Annotated in this window: 12 protein-coding genes, 1 tRNA gene, 1 pseudogene and 1 riboswitch; of the genes and pseudogenes, 3 read left to right on the top strand and 11 right to left on the bottom strand. The window is 62.4% G+C overall.

The features are described 5' to 3' along the window. Positions 1-174: 174 nt before the first annotated feature. Both BN2503_RS01525 and BN2503_RS01520 read left to right on the top strand, forming a co-directional pair. A complete protein-coding gene (locus BN2503_RS01525; protein ID WP_082366464.1) occupies positions 175-3,555 on the top strand; it encodes a hybrid sensor histidine kinase/response regulator in 3,381 nt (1,126 codons plus the stop codon). Continuing rightward, on the top strand, positions 3,545-4,456 hold the full coding sequence (locus BN2503_RS01520; RefSeq protein WP_054254871.1) for a response regulator transcription factor: 912 nt from the start codon (positions 3,545-3,547) through the stop codon (positions 4,454-4,456). The genes BN2503_RS01525 and BN2503_RS01520 overlap by 11 nt, the downstream gene beginning before the upstream one ends. Positions 4,457-4,502: 46 nt before the next feature. Here BN2503_RS01520 and BN2503_RS01515 read toward each other — a convergent pair whose 3' ends face one another. Then, positions 4,503-5,333, bottom strand: coding sequence for an urease accessory protein UreD (locus tag BN2503_RS01515; RefSeq protein ID WP_054254870.1), 831 nt, complete (start codon positions 5,331-5,333; stop codon positions 4,503-4,505). 211 nt (positions 5,334-5,544) lie between these two features. Next, positions 5,545-5,633: riboswitch (glycine riboswitch) on the top strand. A 164-nt stretch (positions 5,634-5,797) separates the two neighbouring features. Between BN2503_RS01515 and BN2503_RS01510 the strand changes: the two genes are divergently transcribed. After that, a complete protein-coding gene (locus BN2503_RS01510) occupies positions 5,798-7,057 on the top strand; it encodes a D-amino acid dehydrogenase (protein ID WP_054254869.1) in 1,260 nt (419 codons plus the stop codon). A 272-nt stretch (positions 7,058-7,329) separates the two neighbouring features. Here BN2503_RS01510 and BN2503_RS01505 read toward each other — a convergent pair. The 10 genes and pseudogenes from BN2503_RS01505 to BN2503_RS01460 all read right to left on the bottom strand — a co-directional run. Then, positions 7,330-7,632, bottom strand: a pseudogene (locus tag BN2503_RS01505) (urease accessory protein UreD); the annotation flags it as partial. Positions 7,633-7,763: 131 nt separating this feature from the next. Beyond that, positions 7,764-8,531, bottom strand: coding sequence for an ABC transporter permease (locus BN2503_RS01500; RefSeq protein ID WP_054254868.1), 768 nt, complete (start codon positions 8,529-8,531; stop codon positions 7,764-7,766). 24 nt (positions 8,532-8,555) lie between these two features. Continuing rightward, complete coding sequence (locus BN2503_RS01495; protein ID WP_054254867.1) at positions 8,556-9,380, bottom strand: ABC transporter ATP-binding protein; 825 nt, start codon at positions 9,378-9,380, stop codon at positions 8,556-8,558. 187 nt (positions 9,381-9,567) lie between these two features. Then, entirely contained in the window at positions 9,568-10,596 is a 1,029-nt protein-coding gene (locus BN2503_RS01490; RefSeq protein ID WP_054254866.1) for an ABC transporter substrate-binding protein, read from the bottom strand. Positions 10,597-10,937: 341 nt separating this feature from the next. Further along, on the bottom strand, positions 10,938-11,873 hold the full coding sequence (locus BN2503_RS01485; protein ID WP_054254865.1) for an alpha/beta hydrolase: 936 nt from the start codon (positions 11,871-11,873) through the stop codon (positions 10,938-10,940). 301 nt (positions 11,874-12,174) lie between these two features. After that, complete coding sequence (locus BN2503_RS01480) at positions 12,175-13,515, bottom strand: hypothetical protein (protein ID WP_054254864.1); 1,341 nt, start codon at positions 13,513-13,515, stop codon at positions 12,175-12,177. A 22-nt stretch (positions 13,516-13,537) separates the two neighbouring features. Beyond that, the gene (locus BN2503_RS01475; RefSeq protein ID WP_139235329.1) at positions 13,538-14,935 is read right to left on the bottom strand and encodes a hypothetical protein; all 1,398 of its coding nucleotides are present in this window, start codon (positions 14,933-14,935) and stop codon (positions 13,538-13,540) included. Positions 14,936-15,231: 296 nt separating this feature from the next. Continuing rightward, positions 15,232-15,319: transfer RNA gene (locus tag BN2503_RS01470), tRNA-Ser, on the bottom strand. 113 nt (positions 15,320-15,432) lie between these two features. Next, a complete protein-coding gene (locus tag BN2503_RS01465; RefSeq protein WP_054254862.1) occupies positions 15,433-16,116 on the bottom strand; it encodes a DUF3334 family protein in 684 nt (227 codons plus the stop codon). Between the two features lie 107 nt (positions 16,117-16,223). After that, a complete protein-coding gene (locus tag BN2503_RS01460; protein ID WP_054254861.1) occupies positions 16,224-18,560 on the bottom strand; it encodes a CHASE2 domain-containing protein in 2,337 nt (778 codons plus the stop codon). Positions 18,561-18,570 lie beyond the last annotated feature (10 nt).

Raw genomic sequence — 18,570 nt, 5'->3', positions numbered from 1 at the left:
CAAGAACACCTGCGGGAGGTGCTGGGCGACACGGCGTCACCACGGCCTTGAGATTAGGGACAACCCTCTCCACGGCCCATACGTCAATTGACGTACGCGGGCTGCGCACACCCCTGAGTACGGTTCTTGCTTGTGCACTGGTATTGACAGTGCATGCACCAAAAAAGCGCAGGCATGAACCACGCACCACAAAAGATCTTTCGCATCCGCCGCGACTACAACTCCTGGGTAGCCAACGAGACGCTGGAGGACTACGCGCTGCGCTACACGCCCCAGAGTGCACGCAAATGGAGCGAGCTGCGCGTGGCCAGCACAGCCTTTGGCGGCATGTCCTTTCTGGCGCTGGAGGCCATCGGCGGCGCCATCGCGCTGAACTACGGCTTTTCCAACGCGCTCTGGGCTATCCTGGTCATGGGCCTGGTCACCTTCCTCACGGGTCTGCCCATTGCCGTCTATGCGGCACGCTATGGGCTGGACATGGATCTGCTCACGCGCGGCGCTGGCTTTGGCTACCTGGGCTCTACCGTCACCTCGCTCATCTACGCCAGCTTCACCTTCATCTTCTTCGCCCTGGAGGCGGCCATCATGGCGCAGGCGCTGCAGCTGGTGCTGGACTGGCCGCTGGTGTGGTGCTACGTGCTGTCCTCGCTGGTCATCATCCCCATGGTGCTGCACGGCATCACCTTCATCTCCCGCCTGCAGACCTGGACCCAGCCGCTGTGGGTGGTGCTGTTGCTGTGGCCCTTCGCATGGTTCGCGCTGGCCCAGCCCGATTTCTACGTTCAGTTCACGGGCCTGTCCGGACTGACCTCGGGCAGCAGCGACTTCGAGCCGCTGATGTTCGGCGCTGCCGCCGCGGTGACCTTCGCGCTCGTGCTGCAGATCGGCGAGCAGGTGGACTACCTGCGCTTCATGCCTGCACGCACCTCGGCCAACCGCTGGCGCTGGTGGGGCGCAGTGCTCGTGGCGGGCCCGGGCTGGATCTTTCCGGGCATGCTCAAGATGCTGGGCGGGGCCTTTCTGGCCTTCGTCGCGCTGCAGTACGGCACATCGCCGCTGCACGCTGCAGAGCCCACGCAGATGTACCTGGTGGGCTACCTGCGCTCACTGAGCGACCCAACGGCTGCGCTGCTGCTCACGGTGCTGTTCGTGGTGATCTCGCAGGTCAAGATCAACGTCACCAACGCCTATGCCGGATCACTGGCATGGAGCAACTTCTTCGCGCGGCTCACGCGCAGCCACCCGGGCCGCGTGGTCTGGCTGGTGTTCAACGTCATCATCGCCATGCTGCTCATGACGCTGGGCGTCTTCGGCGCGCTCGAGCGTGTGCTGGGCCTGTACGCCAACGTGGCCATCGCCTGGGTGGGCGCGCTGGTGGCGGACCTGGTCATCAGCAAGCCGCTGGGCCTGAGCCCCAAGGGCGTGGAGTTCCGCCGCGCTTACCTCTACGACATCAACCCCGTGGGCCTGGGTGCGATGGGACTGGCCGTGGTGCTCGCGGTCGTGGCCCACTTTGGCTGGCTGGGCGAATACGCGGCCGCCTTCGCGCCCTTCATCGCGCTTTTCACCGCCATGGTCACGGCGCCGCTACTGGCCTGGGCCACCCGGGGGCGCTACTACCTTGCGCGCCGCGATCCTTCGCCCTGGCAGGTCGGTGAACTCGTGCGCTGCAGCGTCTGCGAAAACCCGTTCGAGAGCACCGACATGGCTGCCTGCCCGGCCTACGGTGCGCCGATCTGCTCGCTGTGCTGTTCGATCGAATCACGCTGCCATGATCGCTGCAAGACCCAGGCGCGCGCGGCTGACCAGGTGCGCGCCGCGCTCGCAGCCATCCTGCCCCCCAGCCTGAACAACCGCTTCAACTTCCGCGTCGGCCAGTACTTCACGGTCTTCCTCTCCCTTTGCGCCGTCATGGCCTTTGTGCTGGGTGTGGTCTACATGCAGGAGAGCCTGGCCGCGCCGCCTGACGCGTTGCGTGGCCCCTTTGTCAAAGTGTTTTCGCTGCTTGCTTTACTGGCCGCGGTGTGGGCCTGGTGGCTGGTGCTGGCCAACGAAAGCCGGCGCATGGCGCACGACGAATCTGAGCGACAGACCCAGTTGCTGCAAAAGGAAATCGACGCCCACCAGCGCACCGACGCCGCGCTGCAAAGCGCCAAGGAGGTGGCCGAGAACGCGAGTCAGGCCAAGACGCGCTACGTGGCCGGTATGACGCACGAGCTGCGCACGCCCCTCAACAGCATCCTGGGCTATTCGCAAATCCTGCTGCGCAGCGGCGAGCTTCAGGGCAGCGCGCGCGAGGCCGTCACGACCATCCAGCAAAGCGGCCAGCACATGCACGCACTGATCGACGGCCTGCTGGACCTGGCCCGCATCGAGGCCGGCCGCTTGAGGCTGGACCCAGCGCCGCTGCCCTTCCAGGAATTCCTCTCCGAACTCGCGCGCATGGTGCAACCCCAGGCCGAGGGCAAGGGCCTCGCGTTCCGCCTCGAAACCCAGGGCCGCGTACCCGCTTGGGTGCAAGCCGACGCCAAGCGCCTGCGCCAGATCCTCATCAACCTGCTGGGCAACGCCGTGCGCTTCACCAACCGGGGTGCTGTCGTGCTGCGCGTGGACTGCCGACACGAAGTGGTGCGTTTCGAGGTGGAAGACACTGGCATCGGTATCGCCCCGCAAGACCAGGAGCGCATCTTCCAGCCCTTCGAGCGCGGCAGCGCCGGACGGCGTGCCAGCGAAGCGGGAACCGGCCTGGGCCTGACCATCACCAGTCTGCTCACCAGCCTCATGGGCGGTGAGCTCACACTGCGCAGCGCCGTGGGCCAGGGCAGCACCTTCAGCGTGCGCCTGTATTTGCGCGAGATCAAGGCCCCGGTCGCACGCACCCTGCGCCACCTGCGTCCCATCGTCGGCTACCTCGACCCTCGCCGCACCTTGCTCGTGGTGGACGACCAGCCCATCCAGCGGCAGCTGCTGGCCAGCCTGCTGCTGCCGCTGGGCTTCAGCATGCGCGAGGCAGCCAGCGGCCGCGAATGCCTGGAGATCTTGCAGCAGCACAGACCCGATGCGGTACTGCTCGACATCAACATGGACGACCTCAATGGCTGGCAGACCGCGCAACTCATCCGCAGCAATGTCGGGCCCGACTTGCCGATCATCTTCGTCTCGGCCGACCCGTTCGAGAACCGACCCGAGCTGCTGGAAGCCGTTGGCTGCCAGGGTTTTGTGAGCAAGCCAGTGATCGAGTCCGAGCTGCTGGATCTGCTGGCGCGGGTCCTGCAGCTGGAGTGGGTGCACGAGCACAACCTGCCGCACACCCCTCAAGTCCCATCGGTGAAGCGGGAGTCGGCAGACAAGTTGCCACTGCCCGATGAGCTGCGCCACAGTCTGATCGGCCTGGCTCGCATGGGCAATGCCAGTGGCTTGCGCAGCCTGCTGCGAAGCACTGCCGAGCAGGAGCCGGCGATTGCGGAAGTGCTGCAAAGCCTGACGGTGCACGTGGACCGTTTTGACTTCTCTGCCTTGATCGAACGCCTGAAAGAAACCGAAGATGAAAGCTGAACCCGTCATGCCGCCTGCAGTCTCCAGCGTCGTGCTGGTGGTGGACGACGCGCCCGACACCCTGCGCATGCTTTGCGATGCGCTGGCAATCGAAGGCTACACCGTGCTGGTGGCGCGCGACGCCATCGAGGCGCTGGAACGTTTCGAGATGGCGGTGCCCGACGCCGTGCTGCTCGACGCCATCATGCCGGGCGAGAACGGTTTCGCTCTGTGCCGCCGCCTCAAGTCCGAACCCTCCTGGGCTCACGTGCCGGTGATTTTCATGACTGGCTTGGCCGAAACCGAGCAGATCGTGGAAGGGTTTGCCAGCGGCGGAGTGGACTATGTGGTCAAACCGCTGAAGATTCCTGAGGTGCTGGCACGCTTGGCCACGCACCTGCGCAATGCGCATGTCAGCCGGCTGGCTCGCGAGGCGGTGGATGTGGCCGGACTCGGTGTAGTGTTGCTCGACAGCCAGGGTCGCATCGCCTGGCGTTCGCCGCAGGCCATGCACTGGCTGGAAGAAGCGCTGGGCCCGCAGGACGACGTGACGCCGCTAAAGGGCTGGTTGCAGGCTGCCATCACGCAGGGCGAGACACTGACCCCGCTGCCCAACGGCAGTCAGTTGCAGGCCCAATACCTAGGGCAGACCGGCCCCGGCGAGACCATGATCCTGTTGCGCCAGGGCGGTCCGGCAGTGAATGCAGCACACAAACGCCTGAGCGGTGCAGTCCTCACGCCGCGTGAGACCGAGGTGCTGTCCTGGCTCGCCAAGGGTAAGACCAATCGCGACATTGCCGACATCCTCGGCATGAGCCCGCGCACGGTGAACAAACACCTGGAGCACATCTTCGAGAAGCTCGGGGTGGAAACACGCACGGCGGCTGCGGCGATCGCGAGCAGCCTGTTGCAGGACGCCTGAGCCGGGGAGTTCGGAGCTCCATCGGTCGCATCGTGCCGCTACAAGCTCAGGTCGCCCAGACCCGAGGTGCCACAGCGTCCATCTGCCACAGTGCCTGGCGCCACGCTGCACGGGCCGGGCGCAACAGCTCCAGTACCGGTTCAACCAGCGGTGCCAGTACCCGCAGCACCAGCACCTGTGGATGCGGGCTGGTAGCACCGGCGCTGAGTCGCAAGGGATGCGCGTCGATCACCCGGCGCACAGCGTCGAGCGCGACGTCGCGGCGCTGGCGCTCGATTGGCGTGCCTGCCATGAAGAAAAGCGTGGCCAGGCAGCGCTGGCCGGCCAGGCCCAGCGGGCTATTGAGCAGCCGAAGGTCGTCGGCCGCGATGCGGCCCTGCTCCAGCCAGACGCCCGGCACCTCCAGATGCTGCGTGAAGCAGCCCTGCGCAAAAGGCTGGTCTGCCGCGGGCAGGCCCAGCGCGGTGATATCCCAGCCCAGCAGTTCGGCACCGGGGGCAAGATCAAACACGGCACGGTTTTCAGCCTGGCATTGGTTATAGGCCAGGGCCTCCAGCGGCAGCCACTCCAGCCGTGCGCCAGCCTCCAGCCGGGCGTGCACGCGCTGACGGGCTGGCTCGCCCAATGAGCGGTAGAAACGGGTGGCGCCGGGTGTGGTGACGAGACCGTGCGCGCCGGGCGCCACCGACACCTGGGTCTCCACCGTGTCGCCCCCCACCAGGCCGCCCGGCGGATGGACTAGTACGTTGTGGCAAACGGTGTCGCCCTCGGGGTAGAGGCTCCGCAGCACGCGCAGCGGCCCGTCATGGCGATAGCGGGCAACGGTGCGCGCTGATTCCAAGCTGTAGTGCAGCTCCAAGCAGGCGCGCCAGCTCATGGGTATCGGGACGCCACGTCGGACGGGTGCGGGGTAAGTCTCGGGTGGGCGTGATAGGTCGGCATTTGCAAGACCATGCAAGTTTTGCGCCTAACTTGGGATGTGGCCGTTGTGCGCCGGGCTGGCACCGCGAGTGGCTCACTCGGGTATGTGCGGGGCTCTAGGGTTGCCCCCCTTCCTCTGACTACTCAGCTCTGCTAGTCTGCTCACTTCGCACGAACCGGGAGAGACCGCGCATGCCGCGGCGCCGAAGGAGCAACCGCCCCGGAAACTCTCAGGCAAAAGGACCGGTTCGCTGCAACAACTCTGAAGAGTGTTTTGGCCTCGTCCGCCAAAACCGCCGCAGGAGCAAGCCCACTACGCATGCGTCGCTGGGTGAATCTCTCAGGCTCCAAACAGAGGGGGCGTCTGCCGTGCATGGTGTGCTGCAGGCCTCGTCTTCCCTCGACGTTTGGAGTATTTCCATGAAGAGTTTTGCCGTTATCGGCGGTGGTATCACTGGCGTGACCACTGCCTACGCCCTTGCCCGCCGCGGCTTCGCCGTCACCCTGCTGGAGCGGCATCGCTACGCCGCAATGGAGACATCGTTCGCCAACGGTGGCCAGCTCTCTGCCTCCAATGCCGAAACCTGGACGCATCCCTCGACGCTTGTGAAAGGCTTGAAATGGATGCTGCGCAGTGATGCGCCGTTGCTGGTCAATCCACGGCCCAGCTGGCACAAGATCTCTTGGTTCGCCGAGTTCATTGCCAGCATTCCGCGCTACGAAGCCAACACCGTCGAGACAGCCCGACTGGCCATCGCCGCACGCGAGCACCTGTTCGCCTGGGCTGAGGCCGAGGGCATTGCTTTTGATCACCGGCGCGAAGGCATCTTGCACATCTACCGCGACCGCAAGGGCTTTGAACACGCCGGACGCGTCTCGAAATTGCTGGCCGCCGGAGGCCTGGAACGCAGGGCCGTGACGCCCCAGGAGATTTCGGCCATCGAGCCCACGCTGGCGGGTAGCTACTACGGCGGCTACTACACCGAGAGTGATTCCACAGGCGACATTCATCGGTTCACGCAGGGCTTGGCGCAGGCTTGTGAGCGCCTGGGCGTGAACTGCCAGTACGGCCAGGACGTGCTGTCGGTGCGCAGCAACGGCAGCGAAGCCCGTATCGAACTGAAAGGGCCCGAGGGCGTCTCAGAGCAGAGCTATGACGGCGTGGTGGTTTGTGCCGGTGTTGGCAGCCGTGCTTTGGCCAGCCAACTGGGCGACCGGGTGAATGTGTACCCCGTCAAGGGCTATTCCATTACCGTGAATTTGCTGGACGAGGCCAGCCGCCGAGCCGCACCCACGGTCAGCTTGCTGGACGATGAGACCAAGCTGGTGACCAGCCGTTTGGGTGAAGACCGCTTCAGGGTGGCAGGCACCGCCGAGTTCAATGGCGTCAACCGCGACATCCGCGCTGATCGCATCCGGCCGTTGGTGGACTGGGTGCAGCAGTGCTTCCCAGGCGTGTCCACCCGGCAGGTCGTGCCTTGGGCTGGCTTGCGCCCGATGATGCCGGACATGATGCCGAAGGTAGGGCGTGGCCGCCAGGCCAACGTCTTCTACAACACTGGCCATGGACACCTGGGATGGACCCTCAGCGCTGCGACTGCAGACCTGCTGGGGGAACTGGTGGCAGGTGCCGCCGCCCCGACCGGTGTCCGCTTGCCGGTGACCGCGGCAGCGGTCTGAGGCAATTCCTTCTTGGTAGTCCGCCCTGAAAAATCTGCAAGCCCTTGATCGAGGGGTGATGTGCGGGGCGGGGCACAACCTGCGCCTGATCCTGGCCGCGCTGCGGTTTTATTGCGCCCGATTCGGGCTGTCGATGCAGGTAGTCATCGCAGCCCTTGTCGCTGCACCCGCTGACCGCCGACCTGTCTGCTGCTGAGAACGGAATTGTTCAGGACGGACTCGGTAACTAATTAAAAAATTTGGATTGAAAATCCTCTCATTTTCTTTCGCTCTGCCCCCGGTGCCAGCGCCAGCCGCGTGCGTTGCAGGGCCTGCTCGCCGGCCGAGCGGTAAAAACGTGTGGCGCCCGGTTTGGTGACCAGGGCATGCGCGCCCGGCCCCACGGTGGCATTCACCTCCAGCGTGTCGCCGCCCACCAGGCCGCCCGGCGGGTGCACCAGCACGTTGTGTCAGATGCCATCACCCTCGGGGTACAGGCTTTGCAGAATGCGCAGCGGGCCGCTGTGCCTGAAACGCGCCACCGTGCGCTGCTGTTCCAGGGTGTAGTCGATGTGCAGATGGGCGTGCCAGGGCATGGGTGAGGTCTGTCGCGGGAAGGGCGTGTTGCTTTCTCTGCCGCACGGCTTGGCTGCCACCGGCGGGCCCCCTAATTCTGGGCGGCTTCAAAAAAGCGTGTGTTCCATGGTCAACGCGCTGAATCCCGGCCTCATTCGCTTTGCGATCCCCGGTGTGCCCACCCTGTGGTGCGCTTTTCGATCCAGCTGAACAGCTCGTACATCACCATGGCCATGGCGCCCACCACCATCAGGCCCGCAAAGGCCAGGCCCATTTGCATAGACGAGCCTGCGCTGATCAGCAGGTAGCCGATGCCTTCGTTCGCAGCGGTCATTTCCGACACCGTGGTGCCCACAAAGGCCAGGGTAATGGCCACCTTGAGCGAGCCGTAGAAGTAGGGCATGGAACGCGGCAGCCCCACCTTGGTTAGCACGTCCCAGCGCTTGGCGCCCAGCACGCGCAGCACGTCTTCCAGCTCGGGCTCCAGCGTGGCGAGGCCGGTGGCGATGTTGGCCATGATGGGAAAGAAGCTGATGAGGAACGCCGTCAGGATGGCCGGGCCCACGCCGATGCCGAACCACACCACCAGGATGGGCACAAAGGCGGCCTTGGGCAGCGCGTTGAAGGCCGTCATCAGCGGGTACACGGCGGCATAGGCGATGCGCGAGCTGCCGATCACAAAACCCAGCAGCACTCCCACGACGATGGCGATGCCGAAGCCCGCCATGGTGACCCAGAAGGTGCGCCACGCATGGCCTGCGATGACACCGCTGAACTCCACCAGCTGCACGCCGATGGCCCAGGGGCTGGGGAACAGGTATTCAGGGATGCTGACGGCCGAGCAGATGATTTGCCACAGCAGGATGGTGGCGACGAGCAGGATCCAGGGGGACCAGCGCTCCACGGTTTTCTTGTGCATGGGGATCAGGCGCTTTCTTTGTTCTTATTGCTGGATGGGCGCGCCTGCTTTTCGCAGGGCGCCGATATGGCCGCGCAGCTCGTGCACGATGTCGGTGAACTCCTTGGTGTAGGTCACTTCCAGGTCGCGCGGGCGGGGCAGCTCGATCTCTTTGCGCACCACAAACCGGCCGGGGCTCTTGCTCATTACGTACACCGTGTCGGCCAGGAAGACCGACTCGCGCAGGTCGTGCGTGACCAGGATCACGTTGAACTGCTGCTCGGTCCACAGGTCGCGCAGGATGCACCACAGCTCCTCGCGCGTGAAAGCATCGAGCGCGCCAAACGGCTCGTCCAGCAGCAGCATCTTGGGTTCGTGGATCAGCGCGCGGCAGATGCTGGCGCGCTGCTGCATGCCGCCCGAGAGCTGCCAGGGGAACTTGTCCTCATAGCCTGCCAGACCTACCTTTTGCAGCAGGCGACGGGCGCGCTCTTCGTACTCCTTGCGCTTTTGCTTGAAGTGGCTGCGGTAGGGTTCGACGATTTCGAGCGGCAGCAGCACGTTGTCCACCGTGGTGCGCCAGGGCAGCAGCGAGGGCGCCTGAAACGCCATGCCCGACACCTTGAGCGGCCCCGTCACGGGCTGCCCGTCGATGAAAATCTTGCCCATGGAGGGCATCTTCAGGCCCGTGGCCAGCTTCATGAAGGTGGACTTTCCACAGCCCGAGGGGCCGACGATGGCGATGAACTCGCCGCGCCGCACCTGCAGGTCGATGGCTTCGACCGCAAACTGGTTCTTCGCACGCAGCTCGTCGTTGTAGGCGAGCCAGACATCGCGGAAGTCCACAAAATAGGAATCAGCAGCCTGCATCAGAGGTCCGTAGTGAGTAGTGTTTGTGCGCCGAGATTGATGCTGGGCGCGGCGCAGGCCAGCGCCCCCGTGCAAGGGCCGCCATACCGCGTAGGCGGCGCTTCGCTGGCGTGCACCGGGGGCGTCCCCCTCCCGACTCGCGCAGCGAGTCGAGAGAGGGGGAAGGCGCGAAGCGACTCAGGGGGTGTCACTTTTTCGGAAGGATGTTCAGCTCGGCCGTGCTGGGCAGAAAGCTGGGGTTCCACACATCGTCGGCGTTCACACGGGTCTTGGTGTTGAACGCATCGGATACCTGCGATGCCATCAGCGACAGGCGGCCGGGCACGGCCTTCCCAAAGCCCTCTGCGCGCGCGTCGGGGCTGTTGATCACGGTGTCGATGGCCAGTTGCAGGCGCCGGGTTTCGAGCGGCACGTTCACGATGCCGTCGCGCGCCTTCACGTATTCGATGGACGCAGCGGGGTTGGCGATGACTTCCTTGGCGCCCTTGGTGAAGGCCGACAGGAACGCCTTGATGGCGCCCGGGTTCTCCTTGATGAGCTTGGGGCTGGCGATGATCACGTTGCCGTACAGCTTCACGCCAAAGTCGGCATAGGGCAGCACCACCACGTCGGCAGCCTTGGCGCCACGGGCTTCCAGGTTGAGCAGCGAGGTGAAGGTGAAGCCGGTGATGGCGTCCACGTCACCGCGCACCAGCATGGTTTCGCGCAGTGGCGGGTCCATGGCGGTCCAGGTCACGGCGCCGATGCCGTTGGCCTTCTGGAAGATGGGGAACGCGCGGCGGCCTGCGTCAAACACGGGGGCGCCCAGCTTCTTGCCAGCCAGGTCGGCGGGCTTGGTGATGCCGCTCTTTTTCAGCGCCATGACCGAGGCGGGCGTGTTGTTGTAGACCACCATCACCGCCACGGGCTTGTTCTGCGCGTCGGGGTTGTTGGCGTGGAACTCCATCACGGCGGCCAGGTCGGCAAAACCCATGTCGTAGGTGCCCGAGGCCACGCGCTGCACGGCCCCCCCCGAGCCGTTGCCCGCATCCACCGTCACGTCCAGCCCGGCCGCCTTGAAATAGCCTTTGGCCACGGGTTGCAGGAAGAAGGCCGCGGGGCCCTCGAAACGCCAGTCGAGCTGAAACTTGATGGGCGTGGTCTGCGCATGGGCTGCGGGCACCAGGCATGCCGCTGCGGCCATCACGGCGGCGTGCAGGAAGGATCGTTTCTTCATGGAGGCTCCTCGAATCAAAGCAGGGAGAGGGGCCGTGTGTACGGCCCGGTTGGCCATACCTTCAGCAATAACAATGCCTGCTCGATGTGCCAGTGAAGAGGCGCACATGGACCGGATGACAGCCGTTGTTCACCAAAGTGGTGCGCAGCGGCATGCAGGCTTACCCGAAAGCGGGCGCTGCATGGCGGGGGAGGTTCAAAAAATCCACGCAAAGCCAGCATGCCCTGGCGTACCAGATGGCATGACGGGCAAAGCAGAAAATCAAAACCCGCGCGTCCCCGCGGCGGCAAACAAGCGCCTGCCAGGGCCGTGGCTGCGGGTGCCACGGCCGGTTGGCCGCCTCAACCTTTGAGGCGGCTCGCTTCGAAACCCTGTCGCGTGCGCGGTTGCAGCCCGCGCTTGAAGGCGTCGATCAGCATCTCGGCCTGTTGCGGGTTGCGGTACGCCGACGGGGCGGGGTTGGCTGGCCCACTTTGGACGGATTGGGTGGATTGGCGCTGCGCCAAGGCCCAAGGGGGGCGTGCGTCCATCTCCAGCGTATGCGCCGGGCAGGCAGTGTCGCGCTGGATGGGCGGCTCGCCCAGCAAATAGCGCGTTACCAGCGGATCGACACAGCGGTCGCGGTAGGGGTAAACGCCGTGTTGGTAGTCGCCCGGCACCTGCACTCGGCGGGCGGCGGGCAGGCGGGTAAAAAAGGCGTTCGCCCCTTCGGCGGGGGGGGCTGCGTCGTACTGCGCCTGCACCAGCAGCACATCCAGGCCGCCAAGCGCCTGCACATCAGGCTTTTGCACCTGGGGGCGCTGCCAGAAGGCACAGGCGTGGTTGTCCAGCAGCCCGCCAAAGTGCAAGGGCGCCTGCTGCGCCACGCTGCGCACTGCGGCAGTCCATTGCGCCAGGTCGGTGATGGAGGGCGTGCCGTTGCAGCGGATGGCCGTGCCGGTGGCCAGCGCACTGTGCAGTTCGATGCGTTTCTGGGGCCGCAGCCATATTTCGATGTGGCTGGCGTAAAACTGCTCCCAGGCTACTTTGCGCAAAGAAACATTGCGCTCGGCAATCACCGGGTCGAACACATGGCGGTTGATGGCAGCCTTGACGGCGTCGGCGTCGTCCAGGCCAGGCACCTGCTGGCGTATGGCCTCCAGCCCCTGGGCGACGGTGATGCGCTCCAGATAGCCGTTGGCATCACGCCGCCGGTAGGCTAGGTCGCTCAGGTTGTCGCCCAGCACGGACTGCACGTCCGGGCCAAGGGCCTGCACGGCGGCGCGCACCTCTTCCACGCTGCGGCCAAGGCGAAAGTAATCTGCATGGCGTAAGGGGCCAGCACCTCGTCAAACAAACGCTGGCGGGCGGCTGCACGTACAGCATCTGCTCCAGGCTGGCACCAAAGTCGAGCACGCCGTCGAGCACCATGCGCCCGACTTTCTCGGGGAACAGGCCGGCATACTAGGCCCCCAGCCAGCTGCCGTAGGAGTAGCCCAGGTCGTTGAGCCGCTCGTCGCCCAGCACCGTGCGCAGCAAATCCAGATCGCGCGCCATGGCCTCGGTGGTGATTTTGAGATTTTCTCCCTTTACTGCGCATCAATACACCTGGCAATCCGACACCCAGGGCGAATTGAAAACAATGCCGGGCGTGATCTTGACGCGCACCGAAAACCCTGGATGGGGATATTTATCTGTGCGAATATTTCTTAAATTTTTGACTTCCATGTTGACGCGAAGACTCTTGATCAACCATTTGCTTGCCACGCCGAGGTTCAAACCCTCCGGTACACCCCAATCGCGATCAAAATCAATCTTTTCTGGCGCTGCCTTGAAATATTCCATGCCAAGGTCTTCGATGTAGGTGCCCGGCAAGGTCTTGTGATCCAGAAAGGAATATTTCAAACGCCATTTGATAACCGCCTGCGCACGCCCTCTACGCCCCTTGATGTATATCTCGATAGGGCATTTGTATGCGACTCTCCATTCCGTAATTTTTCGATAGTTTTTGACGTCTCTATCCTGCATAGAAAGAATATGGACAACCCCTTGCTTGGGTGAATTGACGTTCACGTCCAATGATTTTTTTGTGAGAAAAAACGGGTTGTCCTTGGGTTTTTCTTCGCCATTTTCTGGCCTGGGGGGTGAGTCGTCAATGATCATCTGCTTGATCACGCTTTGAATTGCGACATAGCTCTCGATAAAATTCGACAACGCCATGCCACCGTCGGTGTCCCAGGCATGGTAGTGCGCCAGCAAATCGGCAAAGCCATGTCCGCGCTGCGCCATCAGTTGCAAAAAGCGTGGCCAGTCCCATTGCAGCCGCCGCAGCGTTTCTAGAAAATAGCGTTGGCTCCAGCCGGTGGCATAGAAAAATTTCAGCAGTTCTTCTTCCACCGTTTCCTGCGCGTCAAAAAACGGGTTTTCTCCCACCTGCTCGTAAAACGCCACGTAGTCTTTGACGCTGTCAAAGCCGGATTTCCGGTAATCTTCGTACAGTGCGGCAATGTCGGTCTCAAAATGGCCAATTTCAGCGGCAATGTCCGAGTCATCGTTGCGGCGCTCGGCAATGCTGCGCCACAGTTGCATGTAAAAGTCGCGCAGCGCATCAAGCCGGCGCGCGCTCTCGATGGAGCTGTAGCCCGATTCCAGCGGCAGGGCTACGAGCACGCCAGCCAAGGGCGATCTTTTGCCCGGGCCGGTGGATATTTTCAGGCTGCTGCTCTGCTCGTTCTGTCCGGTTAGCAAATCACCGTCAGCAGTCACGCCGTGCATCAGGTAATGGCTTTCCTGCACGCTGCCGTCTTCCAAGGTGGCAGAAAAGGTGACGATCTCGCCTGGCTCGAAGGGCTGCACACTGGCTTCTTCACCACCGCCGCCGCAGGCGGTCAAGGCACCGGCCAGGCACAGGGTGGCGCTGATGTGGAGGGTAGGTTTCATGTTCTCAATCTCCGCAAAATGCTCAATACACGATGTTCACATCGCAATCATTGACCCAGGGTGAGTTGAAAATTTTGTTAGGCTTGATTTTTACCTTGACCTTGAAGCCTGGGCGCGGGCTTTCTTTTGTGCCAATGTTCTTGAAGTCCATCACTTCCATGTTCACGTTCAGGCTTTTGATGAGTAGCTTGCTTCCAACCCCATAATTGAATCCATTGATGAGCCAGTCCATGAATAGATTGTGGTTTTCTCCCATTGTTTCTGCCGCGCCGAAAAACTCCATGCCAAAATCTGCGGCATAGCGTCCATAAGCCCTTGTTTTATTGTGTCCAATGGACATGTATTTCATTTTCCATGCAAGCTCTGCCCGAGCGCGTCCCAGGCGCCCTTTGATGTACATTCGTGTTGGGCATACATCCTTGATATATCCGATGCGGGCGCTGTAATAGTTTTTTACGTCCTTGTCATGGGCTGCTAAAATATCGATCGATTTTTGTTTGTTGGAATTAACATTCACGCTCAAAGATGTTTTTGTGGGGAAGAATAATTCATCCTCATTGCTTTCTCCTGTCTGCGCTGTTGCGGTGGTTGAGGCGGCAAGCGTGCCTGAGCGGGGCGGAGCCTGGAAGTTCACATAGCGCTTGATGAAGTTGGGCATATTCGTGCCCAAAAAAGAATTAAAGGAGCGGTACTGACGCAGCAAGCTGGCAAATGTGTGCCCGCGCTGTGCCATCAGCTTCAAAAATCCCGGCCAGTCCCATTGCAGCTCTGCCAGCGTTTGCAGCAATTGGCTTTGGCGGGATCCGGTGGCGTAGAAAAATTCCAGTAGTTCTTCTTCCACCGTTTCCTGTGCGTCGAAAAACGGGTTTTCGCCCACCTGCTCGTAAAACACCACGTAATCGTTGACGCTGGTAAAGCCCGAGCGCCGGTAGTCGTCGTACAGCACAGCAATGTCGGCTTCCAAATCGCCGATTTCAGCGGCAATGTCGGTGCCGGGGGCTCGGCGCTGGGCTATGCCATGCCAGAGCTGCTGGTAAAAGGCGCGTAGCGCCGCCAGCCGGGGAGTGTTGGTTTGCTGGCTGTTTTCCAGGGGCAGGGCAATCATGGGCCGCTGGTTGTCGGCGCTGGCGGCCATTTTCAGCGTGCCGTGCTGCGCGGGCGCATCTTGCGTGAGCAATCGACCATCCTGGTCCACCCCGTGCATGAGGTAATGGCTTTCCTGCACGCTGCCGTCGGGCGCAACCAGGCCCAGGGTGACGACTTCGCCGGGGACGAAATCCAGCGCCGCCTCTGCCGTGGCCTCGGGGTCGCCACTGCCCCCGCAGGCCGTTAAGGTCAGCGCCAAGACTGCAGACAAAACCAACGGCGTGCGCTGGCCTGCTGGGCGGACAGGGGTGGAGGTGAAAGGGTGCAGGGGCATGGCGGTTTCTCTGGTCGATGACAAGCCCTCGCGAGGCTAGAGAAACGCGGCGCTTTGTGCTTCCACTGAGCGCCACTGCCGGGGTATTTTGTGGCGCTGTGCTGGTGACGTTTGATGCAAAAAGGGAAGCCACCAATGAAAAAAGTTCCAGAGCCAGGGGCCCTAGAACTTCTTCAGACTGGTCAGGTTGCCACTTTCTGAGCCAAAACTGACTGAAAGCAACCGTATAACCAGCCGTATAACGGTTGGATAACTTTACTAAAAATCTTTGAAATTCAAAGAATTAGATTGATATCTGGCGGAAGCGGTGAGATTCGAACTCACGAACGGTTGCCCGTTGCCGGTTTTCAAGACCGGTGCAATCGACCACTCTGCCACGCTTCCTGCAACTTTTTTCAAGACCAGAGCAATCGACTACTCTGAGGCTCGCTGCAACTATCCCCAGGAGCGCTGGTTCAAGCTATTACCGGGCGCACATTCTACGATGTGTCCGCGCACTACATCCCAAGGGAGCGCAAAAGCTCTTCCGTCTCACTGTTGCCCGTGGTTTCTGGCGTGCTGGGTGCGGCCTCATGGTTCTGTGCCATCAGCGCATCAGGATCTGGACGTTCTTGGGGCTCGAAGTCATAGAGCTTCACAAACTCCGTGCGGTCGATGGCCAGTTCCAAGTAAAAAATATTATTGTTGCTGGTGTAGAACGTGACGCGGCGTGCTTCCGGCTTATCCAAGTTAGCGTCCACGCTGAGCATGACCTGCCGGTTGAGCACGAGCATCTTGGGCTGGTTTTGCGTGATGTGCGTTTGGAGTTCGCGGCGCACCTTGCTGGTGAAGTCGCCTGCCACCTGGTTCATCAGTTCGCCCATGACGTTGGCAACCTCATCCGAGGTGTAGGACGTGGCCAGATCCTCGCGTGACATTCCCATGTTCAGCAGGTAGCGTTCGTACAACTCCATGGCCGCGTGCGCCGTGAAATTGATGATCACCAATCCGGAAAACCCCCCGTCGAAGAGCACGAAACAGCCGATGTCAGGTCGCAGGCACGTCTTGGTGATGCGCTGAACCATGGCGGAGTAGTGAATCTGGCTATGCGTGGCCACACCGAGCACGTGGGTGACCGAATTGCATAGGCTGATCAAAAGGTCTTCGGTGCCGTAGGCCACCTGCGGTTGGTACTCGCTCATGGGTTTGCTGTGGTGAGGGAAAAGTGCTGGTGCACGGGAGGTGGGAGGCCGGGGCTTGCCCTGGGTTGTAACAGATTTATTGGGCAGCCTGCTCAAATGTACGGCCGCTAGCCTGCAGCATCGGTAAGGTCTTCGGGGGGCGCTACTTTGGTGCGCGGCAGTACCAGCCTGAATTCCGCGCCGTGTCCCTCTTGGCTTTCTACCTCGATGCTGCCCCCGTGGCGTAAAACGACCGTATGTACGAAGGCAAGGCCCAGACCTGCTCCGGCAACCGATGGGTGGCTGTGGCTGTGCATGCGTTCGAAAGGCAGGAACAGGCGCTGCTGATCCTTGGCGCTGATTCCAGGGCCTTGGTCGCGCACGGCAAGGACCCAGCTCTCAGCGCGCAGGGAGAGTGCGCAGCTCAGTTTGCCGCCTTCGGGGCTGAACTTGATGGCGTTACCCAGAATGTTCGTGATAGCGCGGCTCAGCAACGCGCGATCCCCCATGCAGTAGGCGCAGTCTTCCTCCATCACGACATCCATGGAGAGCTTGTGTTCGCGCAGTGCCGCCCAGGCGTCGTCCACCGCTTCTTCCAGCAGCGCCGCGAGGTCTACCGGCGCGAACTGGTATGCGTGGTACTTGGCGCTCGCCAGATGCACAAAGTTTTCCGCAAGGGCCAGGGAAGCCTGGGCGTAGCGCTCGATGCGTGCCATCAGTTCCGAGGCGGGCATCTGGTCGGGGTATTCGCGCTGCATTTCCAGCAATGTCAGGATGGACCCGATGGGGGCGCGGATGTCGTGCGATATGAAGTGCATGGCCTGGTCGCGTTGCTTTTGCGCCTGGCGCATATCCGTCAAATCAACTAGCGTGATGAGCCATCCTTGCGCAGGGGGGGCCGCGAACGGCTTTGCCAAAAGTAGCATGCTGCGGCCATCGGCGTCGCGCCCTTCGGATTGCGGGGGGAGCGTGCCAGTCTGGAATTGCGACTCTTGGAGCAGAGGCTGTCCGCTGTCGTCGGCCACTAACTTTTGCAACAGTGTCGGCAAAAGAGCGCCGTGGATGTCTTGAACCTTGATCCCAAGATGGAGTGCCGCAGCGGCGTTGGCCAGAAGCACGCTTCCCTGGGCATCGCACACAAAGGTGGGAGATGGCAATTGCTGCAGGCTCGTGCTCACAAAATGGTGCAGGTTGCGCAAATGCTCGGAGGCCTGTTCCACCGCCCTGATCCGCCGCTCCAGGAAGTCGCCGCGATGCAGGTCATCTTCCGCAAGGGATATCGGCAGGCCTTCACGCCGCAGGGTTTTCATTTCCAGCTCGAGGAAGCGGGTTGCAGCACTCAAGCGGCGCCAGCTCCACAAAGGGTATGCCATGGCGATCCCGGCAAGCCCTGCTGCTGGTGAAAGCATGATCTGCCATATCCAGGGAGAGAGCCCGGCGAATACCAGCATGGCGATGGCCAGTCCGATACAGCCCATGAGCGCGGCCGAAGGCCCCAGCGCTGCGAGGGCCCAAAGGGCCAGCCCTACGGGAACCAGGTTGAAGATGCTGTTGACCAGGCCCGAGGCAGGCTGAATGCGTACATCGGTCAGCGCGTTGTTGAGAATGTGGGCCACAAGTTCCACATTGGGCATGTGGTGAACCTGAAGCCCGACGGGCGCTGGCAGAAGGTCTCCCAGCCCAGGTGCGGTTGCGCCTACGAGCACGTACTTGTCACGAAAGGCGGCGGCAGGCACCTGCCCACGCAAGACGTCGATGTAGGAGTAGCTGGTGAACGGGGCCGCGCCATGGGCGAAAGCGATGATTTGCGGATCCTTCCGCACCCAGGCGCCGCGGCGGGGCAGGGAGGTGTTGCTTTGGCATGTTGGCTGGACTGCACCGGCCACGCAGGTCATCGCCAGGCTCAGGTGGGGCCATGGGGCAGATGCCGGGCCCTCTTGCCGGTAAAAGCTGCGCATGACGCCATCGCTATCCATGTGTACATGCACATGGCCGAGTTCTGCCGCAGCCTGTGCGAACGGCGTAAAGGGGCGTTCGGCGCCCGGACGTCCACCCGGCGTAGCGCCACGTCGGATGACCGGGAGCACGACACGCCCGCTGTTGCGCATGGCCTGGGCCAGCACCATGTCATCTTCGGGGTAGTCGAGGTCTTCTTCGCCCAACAGGATGTCCATGCCAATGGCGCGTGGCGTGTGCGCCGAAATCCGCTGGATCAGCTCGGCATGCAACGCGCGGCGCCATGGCCAGCGTCCAATGGCCTGAAGGCTGGGCGCATCGATGGTCACGATGACGATGTCGGGGCTGGCGCGGCGTGGATAAAGCCAGGAAACCGTGTCTTGAACTAAATGGTTGATACGCGGCATATGCTCTGGGCCGCTGAACCACAATACGAACCCGAACAGTACTGCCGCGAGTGCGCCCCATTCGAGACGAAGCAGCGGGCGGCTGGCAGGATGCGCCTGCATGGTGGCGTGC

Origin of the sequence: Paenacidovorax caeni (genome assembly GCF_001298675.1) — a bacterium.
GTDB classification, from domain to species: domain Bacteria; phylum Pseudomonadota; class Gammaproteobacteria; order Burkholderiales; family Burkholderiaceae_C; genus Paenacidovorax; species Paenacidovorax caeni.
This window is presented reverse-complemented; position numbering and strand designations above follow the sequence as displayed.